The organism is Chitinophagales bacterium (genome assembly GCA_020636495.1).
In the GTDB taxonomy this organism is placed as follows: Bacteria; Bacteroidota; Bacteroidia; order Chitinophagales; family Chitinophagaceae; genus UBA5543.
Genome location: JACJXQ010000008.1, coordinates 2,158,376 through 2,182,091 on the forward strand (window position 1 = coordinate 2,158,376; position 23,716 = coordinate 2,182,091).

The 23,716-nt window shown below is 42.2% G+C and carries 26 protein-coding genes; 21 read left to right on the top strand and 5 right to left on the bottom strand.

Annotated elements, in window-relative coordinates:
* Positions 1-315 precede the first annotated feature (315 nt).
* A complete protein-coding gene (locus tag H6550_09525) occupies positions 316-510 on the bottom strand; it encodes a hypothetical protein (GenBank protein MCB9046367.1) in 195 nt (64 codons plus the stop codon).
* A 197-nt stretch (positions 511-707) separates the two neighbouring features.
* Between H6550_09525 and H6550_09530 the strand changes: the two genes are divergently transcribed.
* The 7 genes from H6550_09530 (at position 708) to H6550_09560 (ending at position 5,434) form a co-directional block, all read left to right on the top strand.
* Positions 708-1,397, top strand: coding sequence for a phytanoyl-CoA dioxygenase family protein (locus H6550_09530; GenBank protein MCB9046368.1), 690 nt, complete (start codon positions 708-710; stop codon positions 1,395-1,397).
* A gap of 846 nt (positions 1,398-2,243) precedes the next feature.
* On the top strand, positions 2,244-2,573 hold the full coding sequence (locus tag H6550_09535; GenBank protein MCB9046369.1) for a winged helix-turn-helix transcriptional regulator: 330 nt from the start codon (positions 2,244-2,246) through the stop codon (positions 2,571-2,573).
* A gap of 2 nt (positions 2,574-2,575) precedes the next feature.
* On the top strand, positions 2,576-3,043 hold the full coding sequence (locus tag H6550_09540; GenBank protein MCB9046370.1) for an SRPBCC domain-containing protein: 468 nt from the start codon (positions 2,576-2,578) through the stop codon (positions 3,041-3,043).
* Between the two features lie 7 nt (positions 3,044-3,050).
* A complete protein-coding gene (locus tag H6550_09545; protein MCB9046371.1) occupies positions 3,051-3,434 on the top strand; it encodes a DoxX family protein in 384 nt (127 codons plus the stop codon).
* A gap of 11 nt (positions 3,435-3,445) precedes the next feature.
* Complete coding sequence (locus tag H6550_09550) at positions 3,446-4,033, top strand: YdeI/OmpD-associated family protein (protein MCB9046372.1); 588 nt, start codon at positions 3,446-3,448, stop codon at positions 4,031-4,033.
* A gap of 28 nt (positions 4,034-4,061) precedes the next feature.
* Positions 4,062-4,838, top strand: a complete 777-nt coding sequence (locus H6550_09555; protein MCB9046373.1) for a hypothetical protein — start codon at positions 4,062-4,064, stop codon at positions 4,836-4,838.
* 32 nt (positions 4,839-4,870) lie between these two features.
* Positions 4,871-5,434 carry a DUF4256 domain-containing protein gene (locus tag H6550_09560; GenBank protein MCB9046374.1) on the top strand — a complete coding sequence of 188 codons (564 nt, stop codon included), beginning with the start codon at positions 4,871-4,873 and terminating at the stop codon, positions 5,432-5,434.
* A 6-nt stretch (positions 5,435-5,440) separates the two neighbouring features.
* Here the strand turns inward: H6550_09560 and H6550_09565 are convergent, their stop codons facing one another.
* The gene (locus H6550_09565; GenBank protein ID MCB9046375.1) at positions 5,441-5,629 is read right to left on the bottom strand and encodes a DUF1737 domain-containing protein; all 189 of its coding nucleotides are present in this window, start codon (positions 5,627-5,629) and stop codon (positions 5,441-5,443) included.
* 119 nt (positions 5,630-5,748) lie between these two features.
* Here H6550_09565 and H6550_09570 point away from each other — a divergent pair, with 119 nt between their 5' ends.
* Positions 5,749-6,801, top strand: coding sequence for a serine hydrolase (locus H6550_09570; GenBank protein MCB9046376.1), 1,053 nt, complete (start codon positions 5,749-5,751; stop codon positions 6,799-6,801).
* A gap of 8 nt (positions 6,802-6,809) precedes the next feature.
* Here H6550_09570 and H6550_09575 read toward each other — a convergent pair whose 3' ends face one another.
* Positions 6,810-7,742, bottom strand: a complete 933-nt coding sequence (locus H6550_09575; protein ID MCB9046377.1) for a DUF2279 domain-containing protein — start codon at positions 7,740-7,742, stop codon at positions 6,810-6,812.
* Positions 7,743-7,914: 172 nt separating this feature from the next.
* Between H6550_09575 and ftcD the strand changes: the two genes are divergently transcribed.
* The 10 genes from ftcD to H6550_09625 all read left to right on the top strand — a co-directional run bounded on the left by ftcD (position 7,915) and on the right by H6550_09625 (position 16,763).
* Positions 7,915-9,603, top strand: coding sequence for a glutamate formimidoyltransferase (gene ftcD, locus H6550_09580; GenBank protein MCB9046378.1), 1,689 nt, complete (start codon positions 7,915-7,917; stop codon positions 9,601-9,603).
* Positions 9,604-9,607: 4 nt separating this feature from the next.
* Positions 9,608-9,862, top strand: a complete 255-nt coding sequence (locus H6550_09585) for a cytoplasmic protein (GenBank protein MCB9046379.1) — start codon at positions 9,608-9,610, stop codon at positions 9,860-9,862.
* 79 nt (positions 9,863-9,941) lie between these two features.
* Positions 9,942-11,786 carry a CHRD domain-containing protein gene (locus tag H6550_09590; GenBank protein ID MCB9046380.1) on the top strand — a complete coding sequence of 615 codons (1,845 nt, stop codon included), beginning with the start codon at positions 9,942-9,944 and terminating at the stop codon, positions 11,784-11,786.
* A 143-nt stretch (positions 11,787-11,929) separates the two neighbouring features.
* A complete protein-coding gene (locus tag H6550_09595) occupies positions 11,930-12,343 on the top strand; it encodes a BrxA/BrxB family bacilliredoxin (GenBank protein MCB9046381.1) in 414 nt (137 codons plus the stop codon).
* Positions 12,344-12,460: 117 nt separating this feature from the next.
* Entirely contained in the window at positions 12,461-13,039 is a 579-nt protein-coding gene (gene gmk / locus H6550_09600; GenBank protein MCB9046382.1) for a guanylate kinase, read from the top strand.
* 48 nt (positions 13,040-13,087) lie between these two features.
* Complete coding sequence (locus tag H6550_09605; protein ID MCB9046383.1) at positions 13,088-14,353, top strand: HlyC/CorC family transporter; 1,266 nt, start codon at positions 13,088-13,090, stop codon at positions 14,351-14,353.
* A gap of 21 nt (positions 14,354-14,374) precedes the next feature.
* Positions 14,375-14,902 carry a 3-hydroxyanthranilate 3,4-dioxygenase gene (locus H6550_09610; protein ID MCB9046384.1) on the top strand — a complete coding sequence of 176 codons (528 nt, stop codon included), beginning with the start codon at positions 14,375-14,377 and terminating at the stop codon, positions 14,900-14,902.
* A 74-nt stretch (positions 14,903-14,976) separates the two neighbouring features.
* Entirely contained in the window at positions 14,977-15,228 is a 252-nt protein-coding gene (locus H6550_09615; protein ID MCB9046385.1) for a hypothetical protein, read from the top strand.
* A 30-nt stretch (positions 15,229-15,258) separates the two neighbouring features.
* Positions 15,259-16,239 (top strand): ADP-glyceromanno-heptose 6-epimerase, encoded by a 981-nt coding sequence (rfaD, locus tag H6550_09620; protein MCB9046386.1) that lies wholly within the window; start codon positions 15,259-15,261, stop codon positions 16,237-16,239.
* Positions 16,240-16,256: 17 nt separating this feature from the next.
* Positions 16,257-16,763: a DUF4920 domain-containing protein gene (locus tag H6550_09625; protein MCB9046387.1), complete on the top strand. Its 507-nt coding sequence runs from the start codon at positions 16,257-16,259 to the stop codon at positions 16,761-16,763.
* A 73-nt stretch (positions 16,764-16,836) separates the two neighbouring features.
* Here H6550_09625 and H6550_09630 read toward each other — a convergent pair whose 3' ends face one another.
* Entirely contained in the window at positions 16,837-19,209 is a 2,373-nt protein-coding gene (locus H6550_09630; GenBank protein MCB9046388.1) for a gliding motility-associated C-terminal domain-containing protein, read from the bottom strand.
* Between the two features lie 359 nt (positions 19,210-19,568).
* On the opposite strand from H6550_09630, the gene H6550_09635 reads away from it, so the two are divergent.
* A complete protein-coding gene (locus H6550_09635; protein ID MCB9046389.1) occupies positions 19,569-20,672 on the top strand; it encodes a hypothetical protein in 1,104 nt (367 codons plus the stop codon).
* Positions 20,673-20,933: 261 nt separating this feature from the next.
* Here H6550_09635 and H6550_09640 read toward each other — a convergent pair whose 3' ends face one another.
* Positions 20,934-21,734: a hypothetical protein gene (locus H6550_09640; protein ID MCB9046390.1), complete on the bottom strand. Its 801-nt coding sequence runs from the start codon at positions 21,732-21,734 to the stop codon at positions 20,934-20,936.
* A gap of 263 nt (positions 21,735-21,997) precedes the next feature.
* Between H6550_09640 and H6550_09645 the strand changes: the two genes are divergently transcribed.
* Entirely contained in the window at positions 21,998-22,813 is an 816-nt protein-coding gene (locus tag H6550_09645) for an NAD(P)-dependent oxidoreductase (protein ID MCB9046391.1), read from the top strand.
* Between the two features lie 11 nt (positions 22,814-22,824).
* A complete protein-coding gene (locus tag H6550_09650) occupies positions 22,825-23,715 on the top strand; it encodes an ABC transporter ATP-binding protein (protein ID MCB9046392.1) in 891 nt (296 codons plus the stop codon).
* Position 23,716: the final 1 nt, after the last annotated feature.

The window sequence follows — 23,716 nt, forward strand, 5'->3', positions numbered from 1 at the left end:
TCCTACTTAACATAATAATTCAATTATTTTCCAAAAAAGACCGTCGTCAGGTAGTCTACAAAATACGTACAGCCGACACGTTAATGTCGGCTGTCGGTGAACCAGCCCGTAGGTCAGTCCATTGTAAATATAGTAAATAACGTTTACATCACTCTATTGAAGGTTCAGCCATGCCATTAGTCAGGCTCTGCTATTCGTTCTATAATCATGTTATAGTTAAGTACTCCGTAGGTAAAGGAAAAATTTACCTACTTCGATACTCATGCCTTCGGTAACATAACATATAATTATAGAGCAATAATATTCAGAATATATTCACACATGCCAATAGGTATTGTATAAATAATAGACAGCAAACCCCAATACACCAAAAACCGCCAACCAGATCACCAGGTACATCCTGAAAGTGATCCCTACCTTTTTGCCGGCAGCTCTATCCTTTTGCTCCTTACGGTCATAATACCGGGTAATGAAATATAGCAGGCAATTAAACGGCCAAATATTGTGCATAGTACAGGTTTAATGTTATAAATATATGCAATTGATCATTACTCACCCCCCACTGGTCTAAGGGTCTCCCTTAGACCCGGGATAACACCAGCGTCCCGCTATCCTGGTACAAATGAGTTTACCCGAAAAATCAAATCCTGTTAATCATATAATCATGAAAATCCTGGTTCAGACAAGATACATTACCTTAGTACCCGATGATACCCGAAACACTTCAGGACAAAGGCTATTATATAGCCGGCAATATCTACTCTGCTGCTGAGCTGGATGAAATAACAACCATATTAACCACACAGCCCGTCAATCATGTTTTCGCTATCAGGAACCTGCTACCGCAACACCCCGGTCTGCTCCCTGTACTTACGAATGACAAACTGCGCGATCTGCTCAATACAATTACCCCATCAGGCAATGCAGCCGTTATACGTTCCTTGTATTTCGACAAACCGCCACGATCCAACTGGTTTGTGGCCTGGCACCAGGATATAACTATCAACCTGCAGCAAAAGCAGGACATTCCCGGCTTTATCAATTGGGGCCATAAAGACGGCTATTACTCCGTTCAACCAACACAAGACATATTAGATAGTATAATCACCCTCCGCATCCACCTGGACGATACAACTGCTGAGAACGGAGCCTTAAAGGTCATACCCGGCTCTCACAGCAACGGCATCGTCCGTACCGACTCCCCCGGCCTTTTTGATGCTGATACAGACATATGCGAAGTACCTGCCGGCAGCATTATGCTCATGAAACCACTACTCTTTCACTCCTCCTCAAGAGCCAACAATCGTAAGAACAGGCGCGTGATACACCTCGAGGTATTACCCGGCATTGATCAACTAAGCACACTCCCCTGGTCAGAGCACACACAGCTGTTCTAAAACCATACCCTTTACAGGGTTATTAATATAGTAATTCTCAAGCCTGGCAGCGCAGTAGTAATGTCGTAACATCACTGCAACCTCCGAAACCATTGGAGCTTATGGTTTCGGCCTCTTTTTTTTTGGTTCGTTTCTTTTGGAGGGGCAAAAGAAATGAACGAAAAGCTGAATAAGGCTGTAAAGTTGAGATACCATATATAAGATCAATTCTGATTCATTATTTTTTTGAATAAATTAAATAATAACGTACATTTGCTATAATAAATGCGAATGTATTTACAGAAATCCCGCCGAGGCGGGACTATAATAAAACACCTGGCCATGCCCAAGCACCACCACCTCATACCAAAGATCATCAGTCCCGCCCATGCGGGACTTTTTTATGCATTGTTAAGTACAACGAGTTCTTCCATTTACTTAACAAAACTTAACAATTCGCAGCCCAACACGCTAAATATCAATCAATTAAAGCATTTCTCTACCGGCACTCAGTTAACACCAAAACCTACTTTACTTAACAAAATCAATATAAATCCCCTAAAAAGGATCAGGGCACATATGACCGGCAGAACAGTAGCACCACACCATATCGGAGCGTCAACCGCGGCATCAGCCGTAATATGCACGCGGACTCTTTTTCTTTGGTTCGTTTCTTTTGGAGGGGCAAAAGAAATGAACATAAGCCTGATGGAGAATCTACAGTCAATATTTAGAACGCAAGTTGAGTTAAGCGACTCTATCATTCATAAAATTTCATGCACCACTTGTTATACAGAACAACATTATCAAAATAAAACTTGCGCAGTTAAATGGTTGCACATATATTTGCAGTCAAATAACTGCACAATGGAATTACGTAGAGATGTTTTTCAGGCCATCGCCGACCCCACACGCCGCGCCATCATCACGCTGGTAGCACTACAGGCCATGACACCAGGTGCCATAGCCGCCAATTTCAACTCGTCGCGCCAAACCATATCCAAGCATATACAGATACTCACCGAGTGCGAGCTATTGAAACAGGAGCAAAACGGCAGGGAGATACACTACACGCTTAACCCCGTTAAAATGAAAGAAATAGCAGACTTTGTCGAGCCCTTCCGCAAGTTCTGGGACGACAGGTTCAACAAACTGGAAGACATTATGAAGAATTACAAACCAAAAGAAACTGAATAATTATGGAACGTAAAACACAGGTACACGCCGAAGAAGACAGGCAGGAACTCACCATTACCCGCGAGTTCGACCTGCCCGCAGAGTTGGTATTCAAAGCCTATACAGACCCCGATATACTGGAACAGTGGATGGGCTGTAAGATCATCAAACAGGAAAGCAGGAAGCACGGGGCCTACGAGTTTCAGACCTACGACCCCAAGGGCAACCTGGTCTTCACGGCCAATGGCGTCTTCCACGAGTTGGTGCCCGGCAAAAAGATAACCCGCACTTTCGAGATGGACAATGTCCCCTTCGATGCCCAGCTCGAGTTCCTCAACTTTGAACCACTGAGCGATACCACCAGCAAGCTCACTATAAAGGTAGTATACAAGTCCCCCGCCATCAGGGACCAGGTGCTGGCACTACCCTTTGCCTTCGGTATCAATATGGCGCACAACCGTCTTCAGCAAATTGTTGGTCAACTTAAATAGAAAAACTATGAACAAGAGAAACAGGATCATCTACTGGATAGCGACCCTCTGGCTTTCGCTGGGCATGCTGTCAACAGGCATCGTACAGTTAATGCAGGTAAAAGAGCAAACACAGTTTGTACTGGATATGGGTTTCCCGGCCTATTTCGTTACCCTGCTGGGTTTCACCAAAATATTGGGCGTAATAGCCATACTCATACCCCGCTATCCACTGGTAAAAGAATGGGCCTATGCGGGCTTTTTCTTTACTATGTCAGGTGCCGTATATTCGCATATAGCTACAGGCCACCCGGCAAAAGACATGTTCGGCCCCATATTACTATTGGTGCTTATAACCACCTCTTGGTATTTCAGGCCCGGCAGCAGGAAACTGGTACTGACTAAAGCATAAATGAGATGTATATGAATGGTACAAACCCCAAAACAGATTTCTTCTTCGACAAGCCATCACAATGGCAGAAGGAATACGAGCAGTTAAGAAAGATTGCCCTCAGTTGCGGACTGGTGGAAGAGCTGAAATGGGGTTGCCCTTGCTACACTTATGATGGAGCGAACATTGTACTCATTCACGGCTTTAAGGAGTATTGTGCCTTCCTCCTGTTCAAAGGCGTGCTCCTTGCCGACCCGAAAGGCATCCTCATTCAGCAGACCGAAAATGTACAGGCGGGGCGCCATATTCGCTTTACCAATGTAAAAGAGATAGTAAAGCTGGCCCCTACCCTCAAGGCATATATTTACGAAGCCACTGAGGTAGAAAAAGCCGGGCTGAAGGTGCCTATGAAGAAAACGAAAGACTACCCTGTCCCTGAAGAGTTTCAGGCAAGGCTGGATAAAGACAAAGCCCTCAAGGCCGCCTTCGAAGCACTGACACCCGGCAGGCAGAGAGCCTACCTGTTCCACTTTGCACAGGCCAAACAAGCTAAAACCCGCGAGTCGAGAATAGATAAATACACCCCGGATATAATGAAAGGAAAAGGATTAAATGATTAGTAGTATTTTTTTAAAAAAAATAATAAAAGTGAAACATCTCCTATATATCGCATTATTACTATGTTGCCATACTGTTACAGCTCAGGACATCAGTAGAGCCTTTGTTTATGAACATAGTTCAAAAAACCAGAACGATACGATGCCTGTAAAACTAGTTGAATTCAATGCCCACAATCAACCCATATTAGAAATAGAATATTGCACAAAAGCTGTAGACATTGATCAGTTTGTTCCTGATACAACTTGTCTTGAACACAAGAGACAATACTATTATCAAGACACATTGTTGAAAATGACTGTTGATTATCAGTTAAAACATAACTCAGGAGGCATGATGGACACCATTGTTACACATTTCGACTATGACCATATGGGCTTGTTACACAAAAAATGGAATTCAAGGGCTACACAGACCTTTTACTACAACAAAAACAAACAAATATCAAGTGATTCTATTTATGGTGGGGAGTGGGATAATAGTATGTTTGAAGCTAAAATATCAATTGCATCCTATACCTATTTTAATAACGGGTACACAATACAACGTAAATTCAACGATGACACTTCATCGCGTATCGACAGCATTTTTCATGTTGATAATCAGTGGGTTAAGCACGTTGAGGTTTGTAGTACATATTGCAGTGATATATGCGCACATGGAATGGTAGTAATAACAAGCTGCTACGAAACAAAAAGCAACTATTTATCTGACGGCAGGCTTTCATCTATAGTCTATCACTATCCTAAAGAGGACGACTACTTTGATGAGTATTTTAAAAAAGAGGAATATGTATACGATAAATAACGTTATGATTTTACACAATACAAATTTGCGACATGAGTACTAAAAAACAACTACCATCATCACAGCAAAAAGAGCTGCTGGATATACTGCAGTACCGTTTCGAAAAGAACATGGGCCGTCATAAAGGCATTAAGTGGGCAGATATTCAGGCAAGGCTGGAAAAAAGCAAAGGCAAGCTATGGTCGCTGAACGAAATGGAGATGACCGGTGGCGAACCCGACATGGTAGGCATAGATAAAAAAACAGGTGAATATATATTCTATGATTGTGCTGCCGAAAGCCCCAAAGGCCGCCGCAGCCTCTGTTATGACCATGCCGCATGGGAGTCGCGCAAAGAGCACAAACCACAGAACAGCGCTGTGGCCTTAGCTGCAGAAATGGGTATTGATTTGTTGACAGAAGAGCAATATCGAGAACTGCAAAAGCTGGGTAAGTTCGACCTGAAAACATCAAGCTGGGTCATTACCCCGGATGATATCAGGCAGTTAGGCGGAGCCATTTTCTGCGACCGTCGTTACAATACGGTATTTACTTACCACAACGGCGCTGAGTCATATTATGCAGCAAGAGGTTTTCGTGGTTCATTAAAGGTATAATATGTATCAGCTTGCCCAACTCAACGCCTGTGTAAATACCAGTTTAGCCTCGGTAGTGTTACCGTTGGCATCGGGTGTTTTATCTTCCGTTATCGAAACGCCGCCCACCAGTTGCCATCCCTGTTCTACTAATCTGCTCACCTCACTACTGAAAGCCAGCAGATCGGTTTGTTTCACAACTTTATTCGTTTCCATATATGTATATGTATTATCCTCAACACAAAAATAAGCCAACACCACCCTACCAAACAACGGGAAAATCACCCAATTTTTTGAAAAGCAATAGCGTACTTCAACATCGTATATTTACATACATGAAACACCTGCTCGCCTCTTTTTGTCTGATTGTCATTTGCTCATCGCAGGCTCATTGCCAGGAAAATGCCGAGTTTGTGGCCGATTTTATCAGGAAAAACCCGGAACGCTCTTCTATATACTATGTACAGAACGGCAAAGTACTGGCAGATATCAACTCCGGCAGAAGATCACCGCTGGCAAGCACTGTAAAAATAATTGTGGCTATAGAATACGCTACGCAGGTGGCGGAAGGAAAGATATTTCCCGCAAAGCTGGTGGATACTGCAGAACTGAATAAATATTACCTGCCGGGCACTGACGGCGGCGCGCAGGAGCAATGGCTGTTCCTTATGGACAAAAAACGCCAATTCAAAAATGGCAAAGTTACACTCGAGGAAGTGGCTAAGGGAATGATCAACTTCAGTTCAAATGCCAACACAGAATATCTGCTTGATCTGCTGGGGTTGGATAATGTAAATGCACAGTTACAAAAACTGGGTTTTAAAGAACACGACAGCATATATTATTTTACAGCAGCGCTCGGTGTAATAAACGGCAGGTCACAATTCCAGTTGGAGCAGATGAATATGAAAGAATACCGCGATATGGCGGCCAGGGAACATCAGAAGCTTAAAAATGACAAGGAATATAAAAGCACCATCACCATGCTGCCCATGTTTGCACAAAAGGTCTGGAGCGACCGCTTGCCGGGATCTACCCCTTATGAATACGCCATGCTGATGCAGAAGCTCAACAGCCGCTCCTATTTTGACAAAAAAGTGCAGGAAAATCTCAACAAAATAATGGAGGCCGTAATGCAGGTACCACCCAACACCCTGTGGTTGAAACATGCCGGCATGAAGGGAGGTTCCACTGCATGGGTACTCACCAAGGCACTCTATGCCACCACAACACAGGAAGAGACCACGGAACTGGCTTATTTTTTCAATAACCTGAGCATGGTAGAGAACCAGAAATTACAGCAGAGCCTGAATAAGTTTGAAATAACACTCATCCGCAACACCAACGATTCACGGAGCGAGATAGTAAAATTGCTGCAAACCAAATAATAATGTCACTAATAGTACAACGGATGAAAAATAAATTTCCCCTGAGAGGTATATTCAAGTGTAGGAGCAGGCACCTTAATGGTCAGGCAGTCCAGTACTGTGTTGAGGAAAGCATAGCGGGTATTGATGTTGGCCAGGTTTACGTCAAGGCTAAGAAAGTATTGTCTGTACCTGTGTATATCACTCTTGTCATAATATTTACCGTTTGCGTCCTTCCATGTATTAAAATATGCGCCATACATATCGTCGGCACCATATCCTACTGCAACATTCAGCCATTTGGGCCACGGTTTGTAAAAACTATGTATGCCTACAGATAGCCAGTAACTCTGGGCATTATAGTCTTTCAGCATACGCTCTGCTATATTTTCGCCATACACCTGTTTGGACCGATCCTCCAGTAATGCCGGTGTATATTTCCTTATCCTGCTGCTGAATTTGTATTGTATCCGCTGTTCTTCCCATAACAGTTCCTGCCCTGCAAACAACAAGGTGCCGAAAACATTAGCTGCCATATCCCAGTCGCTGAAGCCCCACTCTGCCGAATACGCATCCATCATTTCAATAGTACTAAGTACAGCAAAACTTTCCAGGCTACCCAGCATGACACTTGTTCTCCTGCTCAAACCACTCCATTGATAGGTAGCAGCCATCGGTCCGGCCATGCTGTAGGCACTATAAGCATGACCAAACTTATCTACCTGTAGCCATTCACCCAGGTCGTTTTTAACATGAAAGCTGCTTTTCGCATATTGCTTATACCATACCTGGTTCAGGGCGACCAATGTTCCTCCTATAGTTATAGCATGCGCCCCTGCCACAGTAATAAGGCGTTTATTATCAATATGAGTAGAATCCTCTGTTTGTGCACCAGCTATTGGTGGTCCTGCTATTAATAACAGTATCGAAAATAGAATAGCAGACAAGGCAGGCTTTATCATTGTATCAGGTGCTAATGTTTGGCTCTGAATGTATCGTTTACACAATAAATATACTTAAGTGTTATTAAATAAACATATTGCTATTTGGGTACCAGGCTTTTCCTCATACCTCAAAACTTTCTCTTACGGCTAATGTATTTACCTTTGCACCCAAACAATAAAATAATACCCGATGAAAGACTTCAGCAATGCTATTATAGAATGTGTGCCTAATATTAGTGAAGGTCGCAATGCAGATATTATCAAACTGGTAGCCGACGAGGCTGCTGGTGTAGAAGGCGTTACCCTGCTGGACGTCGACCCCGGCAAGGCTACCAACCGTACCGTGATAACATTTGTAGGTGCTCCAGAACCGGTAATAGAAGCTGCATACAGGCTTATAAAAAAAGCGGCTGAACTGATTGATATGCGCAACCATACAGGCGAACACCCTCGCATGGGTGCTACTGATGTTTGTCCACTGATTCCGGTTTCAGGCATTACGCTGGAAGAAACGGCTGAATTTGCTAAAAAACTGGGAAAGCGCGTAGGTGATGAGCTGGGTATCCCTGTTTATTTATACGAAAAAGCAGCAAGTGCCGATTATCGTCGCAACCTGGCCGATATACGCAGTGGTGAATATGAGGGTATTGCTGCAAAAATAGGTACTGCTGAATGGAAGCCTGATTTCGGCCCGGCTAAGTTCAACGAAACTACAGGTAACACAGCCATTGGCGCCCGTGATTTTCTGATAGCTTATAATGTAAACCTGAATACTACATCAACACGTCGTGCCAATGCGGTAGCTTTTGATGTTCGTGAAAAAGGTCGTACTAAAAAGGACGAAAAAGGTAAACCTGCAAAAGACGCCAATGGGGAACTGATATGGGAGCCCGGCTTGCTGAAAAATGTAAAAGGTATTGGCTGGTATATTGAGGAATATGGTATTGCGCAGATATCTATGAACCTGACCAATATGCATGTTACTCCACTCCATGTAGCTTTCGATACGGTTTGTGAACGTGCTACCGCACGTGGCCTGCGGGTAACAGGTAGTGAATTGGTAGGACTGGTACCACTTGAAGCTATGCTAGAAGCAGGCAAATTCTTCCTGCGCAAGCAAAAGCGTAGTGTAGGTGTGGGTGAAGCCGAGCTGGTACGTATTGCCATCAGGTCTATGGGGCTGGATGAGCTGGCACCGTTTGACCCAAATAAAAAGATCATTGAATATGCAATGAGGGATGCATCAGCGCAACCGCTCATCAATATGACGCTGGATAGATTTGCGCTGGAAACAGCCAGTGAGAGTCCGGCTCCGGGTGGCGGTTCTATTGCTGCTTACTGTGGTGTTTTAGGTGCAGCGCTGGGTACCATGGTAGCTAACCTGTCATCGCACAAAAAAGGTTGGGACGACCGTTGGGAAGAGTTCAGCAACTATGCTGAGCAAGGCCAGGCTATCCTCAAAGAAATGCTGGCCCTTGTAGATGAAGACACCAATGCTTTTAATAAGATAATGGCCGCATTCGGCCTGCCAAAAGGTAATGATGAAGAAAAGACTGCCCGAAAAGCTGCAATAGATGAAGCTACGATCTACGCCATAAAAGTACCTTACCGTACTATGGAGTTAGCATACCAATCATTTGACCTGGCAAAGGCTATGGCAGAAATTGGCAACCCAAACAGTGTCAGCGATGCGGGAGTTGGAGCCTTGTGTGCACGTGCTGCCGTAAAAGGTGCTTATCTCAATGTGATCATAAATGCACAGGATCTGAAAGACCATAAAGATGTAAAAACACTGGTTGAGAATGCACGCCTGATGAATGAAGCTGCAGACAGAATGGAACAGGAAGTATTGAATATTGTGGCTGGTAAAATAAAATAATAACGTGTATTCTAAGGAGTATTTAGAACAGGCGCATAACTTATCATCTAATCATCGAAAGACATTATTAGATGGTGAAAAATGTGCCTGTTTTTATTGCATGCGCACATATAACCCTATTGAGATCAAAGAATGGACAGATAATAACAATACCGCTATTTGCCCTTATTGCGATATTGATGCCGTACTGCCGGACAATAAGAATTTCCCTATAACCGACCCTGATTTTTTAGCCAAAATGCAAGAATATTGGTTTTGAAGGATATAATTCTTTGCAAAATAGAAAACCAAAAATAAAATTGCCCCGTACATACATCTGAAACTAAAAAACAGATGTTATGAGAACTTGTATACGAGTAAGTGCAATTATTATTGCTATTCTTTTTTCTGTCAATACATATGCAGACCACCTTTCGGGTAAGTTCCTGTTCGCGGCACGTATGAATGGTGCTCAGGAAGTACCTGCTGTATCTACCAATGCACTTGGTTTGGCTACGTTTTATCTTAATGATGAACGGGACACGCTTTGCTTTGAGATGACGGCAACCAACTTGTCAGGTCCGATCACCGGCATTCATATTCATGAAGCATCAATGGGTGCTAATGGTTCCGTGGTTGTAAACATGATGCCCTATATGATGGGAAATCATTTGAAAGGCACATTAACAGGAACAACACTCAGCAGTTCTTTTGTTGAGAAGCTGTTTGCAGGACAGCTATACCTGAATCTGCACACATCTACCAATGCAAACGGCGAAATACGCGGGCAGATCTTACCTGAAGAAGACAAAGGCATGGTAGTAATGATAAACGGCTCTAACGAAGTACCCGCAGTATCAAACAGTGCAAATGCTATTGGCTTTTTCATGCTGCAAAAGCATATGGGCAAGCTGAGCTTTAATGTTGTTGCAGACGGATTGAGCGGCCCCATTACCGGCGCACACCTGCACAAAGCCATAGCCGGGCAGAACGGTGCTGTTGTCGAGAACCTGACAACTTATGTATCAGGCAATATGATATCAGGCAGCGTTGACCCATCTATGTACCTGGATGCATTAATGGGAGATAGCTTATATATCAATATTCATACAACGGCCAATCCTAATGGCGAGATACGTGGCCAATTGATGGTGCAATCTTATTTACATTTCGATGCTAAACTTGATACAGCGCAGGAAACAATGGCTGTAACAGGTACAGGTATGGAAATGGGTGTCGCAGGATTAAGACTAAACTATACGTTTGACACTTTATGGTACGATGCCCAAATGAATGGCTTGTCAGGTGCTATTACCGGAGCACACTTTCATATGGGAGGTGTAAATGTCGGCGGCAATGTAGTTGTGGCCATACCTTCAGGAAACATAAACGGGAATACTATCTCAGGTATAGTGACAGGTGCAATGTTGGCTGATACATTCATACATGCAATGCTTGAAGGAAATATTTACCTGAATGTTCATACAGCAGCCAACCCTAATGGTGAAGTACGAGGCCAGGTGTACCGCACCTTCCGCGAAGGTTATACTTATCATATCAACGGTGCACAGGAGTCACCGATGGTGACATCAGACGCTTCAGGTACTGGCATGGTATCTATCGACAGGGGCCAGACAGGCGCGCACTATATGATGGTTATTGACAGCCTGTCAGGATTTTCGGCTGCTCACTTTCATAATAATATACCCGGGCAAAATGGCGGTGTTATGTATACCCTTACGCCTAACTATGCAAATGGCGGTATATTCGGCTATTGGTTAGATACGGATGCCAACACGCCCTTTACAACGGCATCATCCAATAAGTTCCGCAAAGACAGTGTGTATGTTAATGTTCATACCATGGCTAACGCAAATGGTGAGGTAAGAGGCAATAGCTCAAGGAAGCTATGCAACGAAATTCCACAAAGCATCAGCAACCTGGGAGACGTGAACATTACTACAAAACTATATCCTAACCCTGCACAAACCAGTACCACACTGGATATCATATCTAATGCCAATACACAAACCATAATTATGGTCATTGATGTGATGGGCCGCACCATATGGTCACAAGACAAAAAGCTGGTGAATGGTAAGAACAGGGTAACCATTCCACTGAATAATATGGCACCGGGTATGTATAATCTACAGATAAGGAATAGTACAGGACAGGTATCTATGAAATTAATGAAGAATTAGGGTAAAGCGGGTTTTGGTTACAAACCGGGCTGCAGTTTCTACTGCAGCCCTCTTTTGTGCTTATATGCAGATTAATATTTATTATCGGTAGTACTTGGGCTGCACGTTTTGGTATAGTAACTTTGTAACTATAAATTTCAATTATGTATCCAATAGAAATAGTAGCCCCGATGAAGGCTGAAGTGACAGAGAATGGTTTCCAGGAATTGCAGACACCTGAAGAGGTGGATAATGCATTACAGAAATCCGGCACAGCATTATTATTCATCAACTCTGTATGCGGTTGTTCTGCAGGTACCGCCCGTCCAGGTGTTATTGCGGCCGTGAAGAATGCCACTAAGAAACCAGATCAGATACTGACCAGCTTTGCAGGTTTTGATACAGCAGCTGTACAGCAGGCAAGAACCTATTTACTACCTTACCCTCCATCTTCACCGGCAATAGCTTTGTTGAAAGACGGACAGGTAGTACATATGATCGAGCGCCATATGATAGAAGGTCGCCCGGCCCAAATGATAGCTGCCAACCTGCTGGATGCTTTTGAGACGTATTGCTAAGCATACAGAACTGATATTGAAATAATTAGAGGTGTACAAATTGTACACCTCTTTTCGTCCCTGGCTTCGCAAAACCATGATATTTTCGTTTTTTTACGTCCTATTTAGCACAAAGGTTTGAACACAGGAAAGATCATAATCATTACGGCTCCCTCAGGTTCCGGCAAAACCACGCTGGTAAAGCGCCTGCTGGAGAAATATCCTAAGCTTGCATTTTCTATTTCAGCTTGCACCCGCCAGCCCCGTCCCAACGAGGTGAATGGCAGAGACTATTATTTCTACACAGAGGAAGAGTTCAAAGACCTTGTGGATAAAGATGCTTTTGTAGAATGGGAGATGGTTTATACCGGGAAGTATTATGGCACGCTAAAATCGGAAGTGCAACGCATATGGGATAATGGGCAGACACCACTGGTAGATATAGACGTCCAAGGTGCGATAGCCACACAGAAGAAGTACCCGCACAACTCCCTGAGCCTTTTTATACAGGCACCCAGTATACAGGAACTAAGGCAAAGACTGGAGAAAAGGGGTACCGAGACACCTGAAAGCCTGGAAGAACGCATCAAAAAGGCTGAATCTGAACTCACCTTTGCACATAACTTCGATACAATTATAGTAAATGACGACCTGGATAAGGCAACCATGGAATTAATAGACACCATTGAAGACTTTATATCAGGAGACAATGCGTAAACAGGATACTACAAATTATTACTCAAATCCTTATCTTTAAGTATTCATATGGCTGATCCCAATCTAATATTGTACATCATTGGCTGCATTCTGCTGATAGGCTTTTTTGCAGGTACCGAAATAGCCTTTATTTCTGTCAATAAACTAAATATCGAGCTCCGTAAAAAACAAGGAAGTATCTCAGGCAAGATTCTCTCTCGCTTTATGGAGAAACCAGCTGAATTTATTGGTACCAGTCTTGTTGGGGTAAATATATTACTTGTTATCTATGGTTTGTTGATGACAGAGCTGACAGACCCGCTTCTGGACATGTTACCTTCGCCCCTTAATTCAGAATATGTACACTTGTTGCTGGACACGCTCATTGCTACATGTGTGATATTGTTTTTTGCAGAATTTCTTCCTAAAGCCATTTTCAAAGCCAAATCAGAACAGTTACTGGCTTTTTTCAGTATACCGATGCAGGTACTATACATCATACTCTACCCTATAGCAAAAGTATTTGTTGACATATCAGAGTTCATGCTTAAATACCTGTTCAATGTACGTATCAAAGAGAAAAAACAGGTTTTTAACCGTGTAGACCTGGAGCATTTTGTTAAGCAAACCATGCATGGACAGGAAAGTGACTCAAACGAACTGAATACCGAGCTTTTTGAGAATGCACTATACCTCGTAAATGTCAAGATCAGGAAGTGTATGGTGCCGCGTAACGAGGTAGAAGCCCTGGACATTGAAACACCGATTGCAGAAGCCAAGCGGAAATTCATTGAGACCAAACTGTCTAAGATAATCGTTTACAAAGACACTATTGATAATATTGTCGGGTATATACACCACCTGGACCTGAACAGGAGACCGGAGAACATAAGCCAGATCATACACAATATTGCAGCAGTACCCGAAACGATGAGCGCAGTTGACCTGATGAACCGTTTTACCAAAGACCGGAAAAGTATTGCATGGGTAATAGATGAATTTGGTGGCACTGCAGGTATCGTAACTATGGAAGACGTTCTGGAAGAGATATTTGGCGACATTAATGATGAATTCGACACGCCAGACCATGTGGAAAAGCAAATATCAGAAGATGAATATATCTTCTCCGGCAGGCTGGAACTGGATTATCTGAATGAAAAATACAATTTCGACTTCTCTACTGATGAATCTGAAACCTTGTCTGGTTTTATCATTGCCAATCATGGTACTATACCCAAACTAAAAGAACGTATTGTCATTGAGAATTATGAATTTGATACCCTGTTGGTTTCCGACACAAGGATAGAAACCGTGAAAATGAAAATATTAAAGTAACTATAATAAAAATATTGACACATGGCCATTCAACGTCCTTTCAACTTAAATAAATGGATAGAAGAGAACAGACACTTGCTGAAACCACCCGTTGGCAATCAATGTGTATACAAAGAGGCCAATGACTTTATTGTAATGGTAGTAGGCGGACCCAACAGCCGTAAAGATTTCCATTTTAATGAAAGTGAGGAACTATTCTACCAACTGGAAGGTGATATTGTAGTACGTATTGTAGAAGATGGTAAAATAGTAGATATACCCATAAAAGCCGGCGACATGTTCCTGCTGCCGGGCAGGGTGCCCCACTCTCCCCAAAGGTCTGAAGGATCAGTAGGACTGGTAATAGAGAAAGTGAGGAAAAACCCTGAAATTGATGGTTTCATGTGGTTTTGTGAGAATTGTAACGAGAAATTATATGAAGAATATTTTGAACTGACGGACATTGTCAAGCAATTACCGCCTGTAATGGAGCGTTTTTATGCAGATGAAGAAAAACGTACCTGCAAGAACTGTGGTCACGTTATGGAGCCGCCTGCACCGAAAAAATAGGAATTATTGCCTGTAAGGCATAGTATAAATGAAGCTAAACGATTAGATTTGCACCTTGTAAAATACAATTAAGAATGTCACACGATACACATCATGCTCCAGCTGACTCTAAACCGGGTAGCTCGTTTATATCATCTATTTGGTTTATGCTGCTGCTGGCCGGTTTGTTTGTAGCTGCTGTAAACTTTGTTGAGATCATGGGTCACGATGACGGAGGCCACGGTGAACATGCAACTGAGCATGCTGCTCCTGCACACCATGACGCAGACGCTGATCATGAAGCACATGGCCACGATGCAGAAGCTCATGAAGAAGCACACCACTAGGCTTCATTCATAATATAAATATTCTATTTGATGCAAACCACCGATGTAATAGCAATTACAGGCGCGGCAGGTTTCATAGGCAGTTATCTTGTCGGCCTGCTTAATAAGGCAGGCTATCGTCAACTCATACTGGTAGACGACTTCTCAGCTGAAGAGAAGTTGAAGAATCTTACTCATAAGGAATATATGCTGCAAGTCGACCGTGAGATATTCGGCAATTGGCTGGCAGAAAATCCCGGTGTTGTACAATTCATGTTCCATTTAGGAGCAAGAACAGATACCACGGAGATGGACTATGCAGTCCATAAGAAATGGAACCTGGATTATTCAAAAATGATATGGGAAGGTTGCACAAAGCAAAACATTCCACTTGTTTATGCTTCTTCTGCCGCCACATACGGCAATGGCGAATTAGGTTACAAAGATGATCACGATATTATCAACAAGCTGTCTCCGCTCAATCCTTATGGCGTATCAAAAAACGAATTTGACATCTGGACACTTGAACAGGCATCAGCGCCACCCTTCTGGGCAGGAGTAAAATTCTTTAATGTATATGGCCCTAACGAGTATCATAAAGGGCGTATGGCATCAGTGATCATGCATGCGTACAGGCAAATAAAGCAGAATGGATCTGTAAAGTTATTCCGCTCGCACAACCCTGATTACAGGGACGGTGAGCAGATACGTGACTTTATTTATGTGAAAGATGTAACAGAGATGTGCCTTTGGTTGATGCAACAACAGCCGGCCAATGGTTTATATAATATTGGCACCGGTAACGCGCGCACGTTTAACGATTTGGTTACTGCTATTTTCCATACACTTAATTTACCAGTACATATCAACTATATTGATACTCCTGAAGATATCAGGGACAAGTATCAGTACTATACAGAAGCTGATATGCACAAACTGAGAAATGCAGGTTATACTGCCCCCATCACAGCACTTGAAGATGGTGTAAAGGATTATGTGATCAACTACCTGGAAAAGAATAGTTACTACTAATTGATAATATTAATGTTATGAAAAGAGTATCATTGTTATTTATAGTACCGGCAATAGTTTTTAGTTCATGCCAATCCGGTAATACAGAACAGGCTGCTGAGGAAACTCATGTAGTAATTATTGACTCGTCCTATGGTGAATCCTTTGACAAGAAAGGAGCTATTACTGTTAGCCAGTTCAACGAACAGATGGCAGGCAAAGACAGCCTGGACAATATCATTGTTGAGGGCGATCTTTCTGAAGTTTGCCAGGCCATGGGGTGCTGGGTGAAACTCAAAAACGAAAGTGGAGAAGATATTTTTGTAAAAATGCGAGGCCACGACTTCTTTGTTCCTAAAGACGTTGCCGGTAAACATGTTTTTCTGAAAGGAACCGGCATACGCGAGGTGACAACAGTAGAAGAACTTCAACATTATGCTGAAGACGCGGGAGAAAGTGAGGAAGCCATTGCAGCTATCACCGAACCCAAAGAGGAACTGAAAATTGACGCGTCAGGTGTTATTATAGAACACGTACAGGAATAGTTTTATTGATAATTTCTAAAAACATAAAGGCGGTCGATGACCGCCTTTATTATGTGATTGTGCAGAGAATAACTTATCTCAGCAGTGTAACATTACCCTGGTAACGTTCAGAAACACTATTCCCGAATGTAACATGTATAGTATATACATATACCCCTGTCGGTTGTTCCTCATTCTTGAATTTGCCATCCCAACCACGGCCATCAGGTACATTTGTCTGGTAAATCAATTGTCCCCAACGGTTGTATATCTGCATAGCAAATTCGGTCACGTTACGTGATAAAATCTGTCTGGGGAGGAAGTAATCACTATTACCATCACCGTTTGGCGTAAATGCGTTCGGTATATTGATATAGCAATCCTTTTTCACTTCGATGCTATCTGTCACTGAGCAACCATTAAGGTCTGCGGTTACTGAGTACATGCCCGGGTGATGTACATATATGCCTTGTGTAACATCTTTGTCAGCTGTGTGCCACTTATATTTAATACCTGTTCCACCGTCAGGATTTACACGGTCACTGATAAAGATGGGGTTGCCATTGGGGCATATAGATGTATCTTCTCCCAGGTAAAGATCAGGGTATGGTTTAGCGTTTATTTCTTTACTCACTTGCAGATCGGGGCAAATGCGGTAGTCGACACTATACGTGACGTTGTATTTGCCGGGTTTTGTATATGAATGACGAATGTGTTTTTCTTCCGTATTACCGGTATTATCACCCAAATCCCAGGTTATAGAATTTGCTCCACCGGCATAATAATCACCATCGAATATTATCTCATCACCAATACAGATATCTGCTTTATCGTTTGTAAACAGTATACCACCTGTTGAATCAACTACGATCTCTAAACCATAGGTAGCGACACAACCCAGGTAGTCTGTAAGGGTCAGTTTAGGGTGGTAAATTCCGGCAACATTATACTGGTTATCATGATCCAGCCCAAAAACCTGAAAGTCATCACCATAGCCTGAATTCCAAATAAATTTAGGTGTGGTACCAGCTTTAACCAATGATGTATTTGAGAATGATATAGTGGAGCCCTGGCATATACTATCATCGTCGATTGTGAACTCAGCTATCAGCGGGTGATTCAGTTCAATATCCTGTGTAGCAGTATCTGCACAAGAACCATTAGCTATTGCCAGTTGAACCGTAAACTTACGGGCACCAATGTTTGGTTTTGTTACCAGGTAGGTATGTACCGGGTTTTTATCAATACCTAAGGGACTATTATCTCCAAAATTCCATGTTTGAGATGTTTGATCAACAGATGTATTTATAAACTCCACGGTATCCTGTTCACAACCCTCTTTTACATTGTAGTTAAAATTCGCTGCAACTCCTGAAAGTACATCGAAAAAGAAGTTCACTGTATCAGAAATACATCCGTTTCCATCTACTGCATAAATAGAATACCAACCTTTGCTTACCGGCTGTACATTCAGAAATGGAATTATATAGCCCTGTGTGGCATCAAACTTACCTAAACCGTTTACTGACCATGCATATACATCTCCCCCTGTCGGCAAGCTTACGTTTGGTACAGACAGTGTATCATCCTCCCCCGGGCAGAAGGGACCTGCTTGCTTTACCAGGCCTAAAACCGGGGCTGGTGCAACAGATATATCAAGCGTGTCATGATAAGTACAAACTCCCCTTTCTCCTTTTATGTAAATTTTACCTGTATTCAACGGACTGATATTCTTTATTACAGGTTCACGATCATTAGCCGACGCGGTAAAAACGGTTGGAGGTGTAGTATTAGAACTCCATGTATACGTGGTATTGGGATAATTAGTTACAGATAGCTGAACATCTTTACCGGCGCAAATCGGATCCAGTATACTTGCCTCAAAAGCCAGTGAGCAGGAATCATCAGCAAAATATGCATTATAGATCACATCACTCGCCAGGTTATTCGTTGTAGCTCTGATATGCCTCACACGAACACTTTGAATAAGGCCGGGAGCTTTGGTAATATCAATTTCAACTCCTTGTCCTTTGCCTGTTGCACCACCGGTTGTTGTAATTAATCCAGTAGATGGAGATGACATATTATTGGTAGTATAACTGCATGCAGTTGTTGCATTTCCATTATATGGATTAAGAGCTGTAATAGCATATGGACTACCGTTCACATATACTTCAACCGTATCATCATCATGAAAACGGATCATCTGAAGACGAAAATGTGTTACTGGATTTGTAGAAAAATCGTAGTTGTAATAATCGGAATAGTTCTTCCCTATCTGGTAGGGGCCGGTACTACATAGAGTCGCGGAATTGGGAGGAGGTGTAGATTGCGACACAGTAACCGTAGCACCATTTATTACTGTTACTCCACTCAGTGCATTTATCTGGTAATAAGTCTGTGCACTTGTTTCTGCAGTTGCAAAAAAGAATACAGGCAATAATAAGGCTGTTAATTTTCTCATCATGTAAGTATTTAAATTTCCTGTGTATATAGTATCTTATTGGGCTACACAGTTATCCATTACAACTACTGACAATCAAGAGTTTACCTTAAGTTGGGTTAAAAAGAAAAAAAATCTTAATGTATTGCTTATTGTTAATAAATTAGTTTATGTTATTTACATATAGAAATATTCAACTATTATCACATGTGATGTATTTGAAATAAAAAGTAATGTAACCCAGGTTACAACACAGAATAGCTGAAAATCTTATATTCACATATGGCATAATCAAGGAATGACTAAGGTCATTTTTCAGATGCAAAAAAAATCATAATTTTATAAGATACGATATAATCATATCGTTTAATCAACCGACAGATATGAACATAAAATACAGAATTATTATAGCCGGGACACTCGCAGCACTGGCACTGAACATACAGTCGTGTCATAAAGAGCCCTCTACGCCAACGCAACCTGGCGATAACAATAATGTTGACAGTGTGGACACAGTTGTCATGACACCATATGATTTGGTGCCACCTACCTACTACCCACCTGCCGAGATACCTGAGAATAATAAAATGTATGAAGAGCGTATAGATCTGGGTAAACGATTGTTTTTTGATAGCAGACTGTCTAACGACGGGAGCACCTGTGAGTCATGCCATCAGCAAAAATTCGGTTTTTCAAACGATCAGGTATCTCAACCTGACAAAGGGCTTACAGCACTGCCACTCATCAACCTTGCATGGTATAAAAACTTCATGTGGAACTCAAGGATTATAGGTACGCTTGAAGATGTGATGTATGCTGAGGTGACAGTACGGTTTAAAACAGACATGGCTAAGATAAATGATATCAGCGAGTACCGTATTATGTTTAAGAAATTCTACAACATAGACGAGATAAAAGCTGAGGACCTGGCTAAAGCACTGGCGCAATATATGAGGGTATTGGTTTCAAGAGATACCAAATACGACCTTTATTTCAAAGGACAGGCTCAGTTGACAGCAGCGGAAGAACGTGGAAGGAAAATATTTTTCAGCGAAGCGAAAACAGACCCCAATGATAAAGTTAATGGCGGGGGTGACTGCTTCCATTGTCACGTAGCTGTTATAGCTACCGACAATATTTTGCACAATACTGGTGTGGATAGTGTATACAACAAGGAAATTGATAATGGGTATTATAATGTAACCAAAGACGCTAATGACCTGGGTAAGTTCAGGACACCTAACTTAAGGAATGTCGCACTGCGTAAGCTGTTCATGCACGACGGACGGTTTACTTCGTTAGAAGAAGTAATTGACTTTTATGATCATGGTGTACATTATGTACAAAATATAGACCCGTTAATGACCAAACCTGAAAAACTAGATGGACTAAATCTCACAACTCAGCAAAAACAGGACCTTATAGCATTCCTGCATACTTTAACTGACTCTGTTATGATCACAAGTGACAAGTTCAAGCAACCTTAATTGTGTAATAAAATAAGCGTAAATGCACCCGCAATATGTGGGTGCATTTTTGTATGTACAATTCCTAGCAGACAGTCATGGCTCAAATAGCAAGGTCCGATCAGGGCAATAACAATTTAGAATAGGTGCATTACTTATCACCTGCCAGCCAAGCGTACAAGTGGCATAAGAAAGCAATCTATACAGGTTTATCAACTGCACACAAAAAAAGGGCAACACTGATTAAGCGATGCCCTTTTAAAAGACATTATGATCCGACCCTTATTCCATTCCGGTGTAAATAATTGCGTTATAAAAATCCTTTGCCATAGTTTGTGCAGCATAACCAGGAGCATGTATTACATAAATACTGTCCAGGGCCGGAGAACTATGCCATAAGCGTGCCGGGTTGGCTTTCAACTTAACCACTCTTGTATCACTGCTGTTGATATTAAGTTTATCTCCTGAGAAATCTGTGGTTTTTACAGTTACTATGTTGGTTGCGCCCGAAAAGCCACCGAGGTGTAAAGCAAATGTACCTGATGGTGAATTGGGTGAATTACCCTCGGCCTTTAACATGATATAACCACTGTTCCAATCCCAAAACATTGCATTTGTAAAAGACAAAGCTCCTTCATGTGCACCACTTACATTCATTATGCTATCTACCCCCATAGTATACTCCATTTCGGTATAGCTACCATTGGGTACATTATCAATTGCTAAGGTAGATTCTGAAGTACTTTTTGCGTCTACCAGAAAATAACTGTCTGGATGTATCCACCAGCTACCATCAGCTTTTTTCAGTTTTATGTTAGAAACATAAAACCTGAATAATGTAAAGGTCATCGTATCTCCCGTCATTGGATGTACGAATTGTGTATTCATGCTAAACGGGAGCTCATTATGACCAAATACATAGTTGAATTTTATCTGCATCTTACCAGTAGTAGGTATCACAACAGGTGGCTTTGTTGTCGTATCAGGGATAATATCCGTTTTCTCTCTGATGCAGGAAGATGAGGATAATGACATGGCCGCAACTATAGAAAGTAATGATGCCGTTTTAAAGATTCTGTTCATAACAACCGATTTAAATTGTGTTCAATATTGTAATAATAAGCTATGTTTTTCTTTTAGACTGTAACCATAGTTACTTACCGTTCAGGAACATTGCTATGTAAATTTAACGTATTCTCAGCCAAATCTATATGACAAAAATCATCATCTTTACTCCCCATGCAAAATATAAAAATCCATTATCACTGAAATAGTAATAAATATTTCCCTGCATTTGTTATTTAACCTGTAACTTTTAGGTCATATTCACGATATAATATTACAAGATGAACGGCAAAACGATCTTCATTTCAGGTGCAAGCAGGGGCATAGGCAGGGCTATAGCAATTAAGCTGGCTGCACAGGGAGCTAATATAGTTATTGCAGCAAAGTCTGTTACCGAAGACCCCCGGCTGGGAGGTACAATACACACTGTGGCTGAAGAAGTAAACAGTGCAGGAGGACGAGCACTGGCCATACCCTGCGATATCAGGGAAGAAGACCAGATACTTTACGCCATCAGGGAGACCATCTCGTTTTTTGGAGGGATAGACGCAGTAATCAATAATGCATCAGCTATTTCCCTGACGCGAACGGAACAAACGGAGGCCAAAAAATTCGACCTGATGCATGACATCAACGTTAGAGGTACATTCCTGCTCACTAAATACTGTATACCATTTTTGAAAAAGTCTGAAAACCCACATATTATTACCCTGTCCCCACCATTGAACATAACTCCGCAATGGTTGGGTACTGCTTTGCCCTATGCGCTAAGCAAATTCAATATGAGTATGATGGCCATTGGTTGGGCAGAAGAACTGAAAGATTATAAGATAGCATCTAACTCCCTGTGGCCCAAAACAACCATCGCCACGGCAGCAGTCAAAAACCTGTTGGGAGGAGAAATGCTGATACAACGAAGCCGTAAACCAGAGATAATTGCAGATGCGGTTGATTATATTCTGCATCAGCCATCAACCACTTATACCGGTCAGAACCTGCTTGATGAAGATGTTTTGCGCAATGCCGGCGTTTCCGATTTTGAGCCATACTCGATCGTCCCCGGAGGACCATTACAAAAAGACCTGTTCTTAGATTAAACAACTATATTTTGGAAACAATATTATCTATCAATTCAATTGCAAAAGCCTACGGACCAGTACAAGCACTCAAGGGTGTATCTTTCGACGTGCCCAGGGGCAGTGTGTTTGGCATACTAGGCCCAAACGGTAGTGGTAAAACAACATTGCTGGGCATTGTCCTTGACGTGCTGCGGGCAGATACCGGTAGCTATCAGTGGCTGGGAGGAATACCGGCTTCGGAAGCACGGAAACAAATAGGCTCACTGCTGGAGACTCCTAACTTTTACCACTATATGTCTGCCTGGGACAACCTGGAGATAAGTGCCTCAATAAAGCAACGGGGACAACAAGACAGACAGAGAGTGTTGGAGCAGGTGGGGCTATGGCAACGAAAGGATAGTAAATTCCAAACCTACTCGTTGGGCATGAAACAACGGCTGGCAATAGCCTCTGCCCTGTTAGGCAATCCTGATGTACTGGTATTTGACGAACCAACCAACGGGCTGGACCCGGCGGGCATAGCCGAGATACGTGACCTTATCATACAATTGAACAGGGAAGGCAAAACCATAATCATAGCAAGTCACCTGCTCGATGAAGTAGAAAAAGTTTGTACGCATGTAGCTATTCTGAAAAAAGGTGACTTACTGCTAAGCGGTAAAGTGGACGAAGTGCTGGTAAGTGAGGACCAGGTAGAAATAAGTTCGGCAGACCTGAATGAACTGGAACAAGCGATAAAAGGAATGGCTGGGATAGATACTGTTAAACCGGTTAATGGCAAATTGTTACTCAACTGCAACAAAAGTGTAACAACAACACTAATAAACACATATTGTATCCAACACAATATCACGCTTTCGCACCTGGCCCTGAGAAAGAAAAGCCTGGAAACAAAATTCATGGAACTCACCAATAAATAAG

Coding starts and splice junctions, on each gene's coding strand:
- H6550_09575 (MCB9046377.1), bottom strand. CDS start 7,742: ATGATAAAGCCTGCCTTGTCTGCTATTCTATTTTCGATACTGTTATTA.
- H6550_09630 (MCB9046388.1), bottom strand. CDS start 19,209: ATGATGAGAAAATTAACAGCCTTATTATTGCCTGTATTCTTTTTTGCA.
- H6550_09640 (MCB9046390.1), bottom strand. CDS start 21,734: ATGAACAGAATCTTTAAAACGGCATCATTACTTTCTATAGTTGCGGCC.
- H6550_09645 (MCB9046391.1), top strand. CDS start 21,998: ATGAACGGCAAAACGATCTTCATTTCAGGTGCAAGCAGGGGCATAGGC.
- H6550_09595 (MCB9046381.1), top strand. CDS start 11,930: ATGTATCCAATAGAAATAGTAGCCCCGATGAAGGCTGAAGTGACAGAG.
- H6550_09545 (MCB9046371.1), top strand. CDS start 3,051: ATGAACAAGAGAAACAGGATCATCTACTGGATAGCGACCCTCTGGCTT.
- H6550_09565 (MCB9046375.1), bottom strand. CDS start 5,629: ATGGAAACGAATAAAGTTGTGAAACAAACCGATCTGCTGGCTTTCAGT.
- rfaD (MCB9046386.1), top strand. CDS start 15,259: ATGCAAACCACCGATGTAATAGCAATTACAGGCGCGGCAGGTTTCATA.
- H6550_09635 (MCB9046389.1), top strand. CDS start 19,569: ATGAACATAAAATACAGAATTATTATAGCCGGGACACTCGCAGCACTG.
- H6550_09540 (MCB9046370.1), top strand. CDS start 2,576: ATGGAACGTAAAACACAGGTACACGCCGAAGAAGACAGGCAGGAACTC.
- H6550_09615 (MCB9046385.1), top strand. CDS start 14,977: ATGTCACACGATACACATCATGCTCCAGCTGACTCTAAACCGGGTAGC.
- H6550_09605 (MCB9046383.1), top strand. CDS start 13,088: ATGGCTGATCCCAATCTAATATTGTACATCATTGGCTGCATTCTGCTG.
- H6550_09625 (MCB9046387.1), top strand. CDS start 16,257: ATGAAAAGAGTATCATTGTTATTTATAGTACCGGCAATAGTTTTTAGT.
- ftcD (MCB9046378.1), top strand. CDS start 7,915: ATGAAAGACTTCAGCAATGCTATTATAGAATGTGTGCCTAATATTAGT.
- H6550_09530 (MCB9046368.1), top strand. CDS start 708: ATGATACCCGAAACACTTCAGGACAAAGGCTATTATATAGCCGGCAAT.
- H6550_09535 (MCB9046369.1), top strand. CDS start 2,244: ATGGAATTACGTAGAGATGTTTTTCAGGCCATCGCCGACCCCACACGC.
- H6550_09550 (MCB9046372.1), top strand. CDS start 3,446: ATGAATGGTACAAACCCCAAAACAGATTTCTTCTTCGACAAGCCATCA.
- H6550_09570 (MCB9046376.1), top strand. CDS start 5,749: ATGAAACACCTGCTCGCCTCTTTTTGTCTGATTGTCATTTGCTCATCG.
- H6550_09610 (MCB9046384.1), top strand. CDS start 14,375: ATGGCCATTCAACGTCCTTTCAACTTAAATAAATGGATAGAAGAGAAC.
- H6550_09590 (MCB9046380.1), top strand. CDS start 9,942: ATGAGAACTTGTATACGAGTAAGTGCAATTATTATTGCTATTCTTTTT.
- H6550_09525 (MCB9046367.1), bottom strand. CDS start 510: ATGCACAATATTTGGCCGTTTAATTGCCTGCTATATTTCATTACCCGG.
- H6550_09560 (MCB9046374.1), top strand. CDS start 4,871: ATGAGTACTAAAAAACAACTACCATCATCACAGCAAAAAGAGCTGCTG.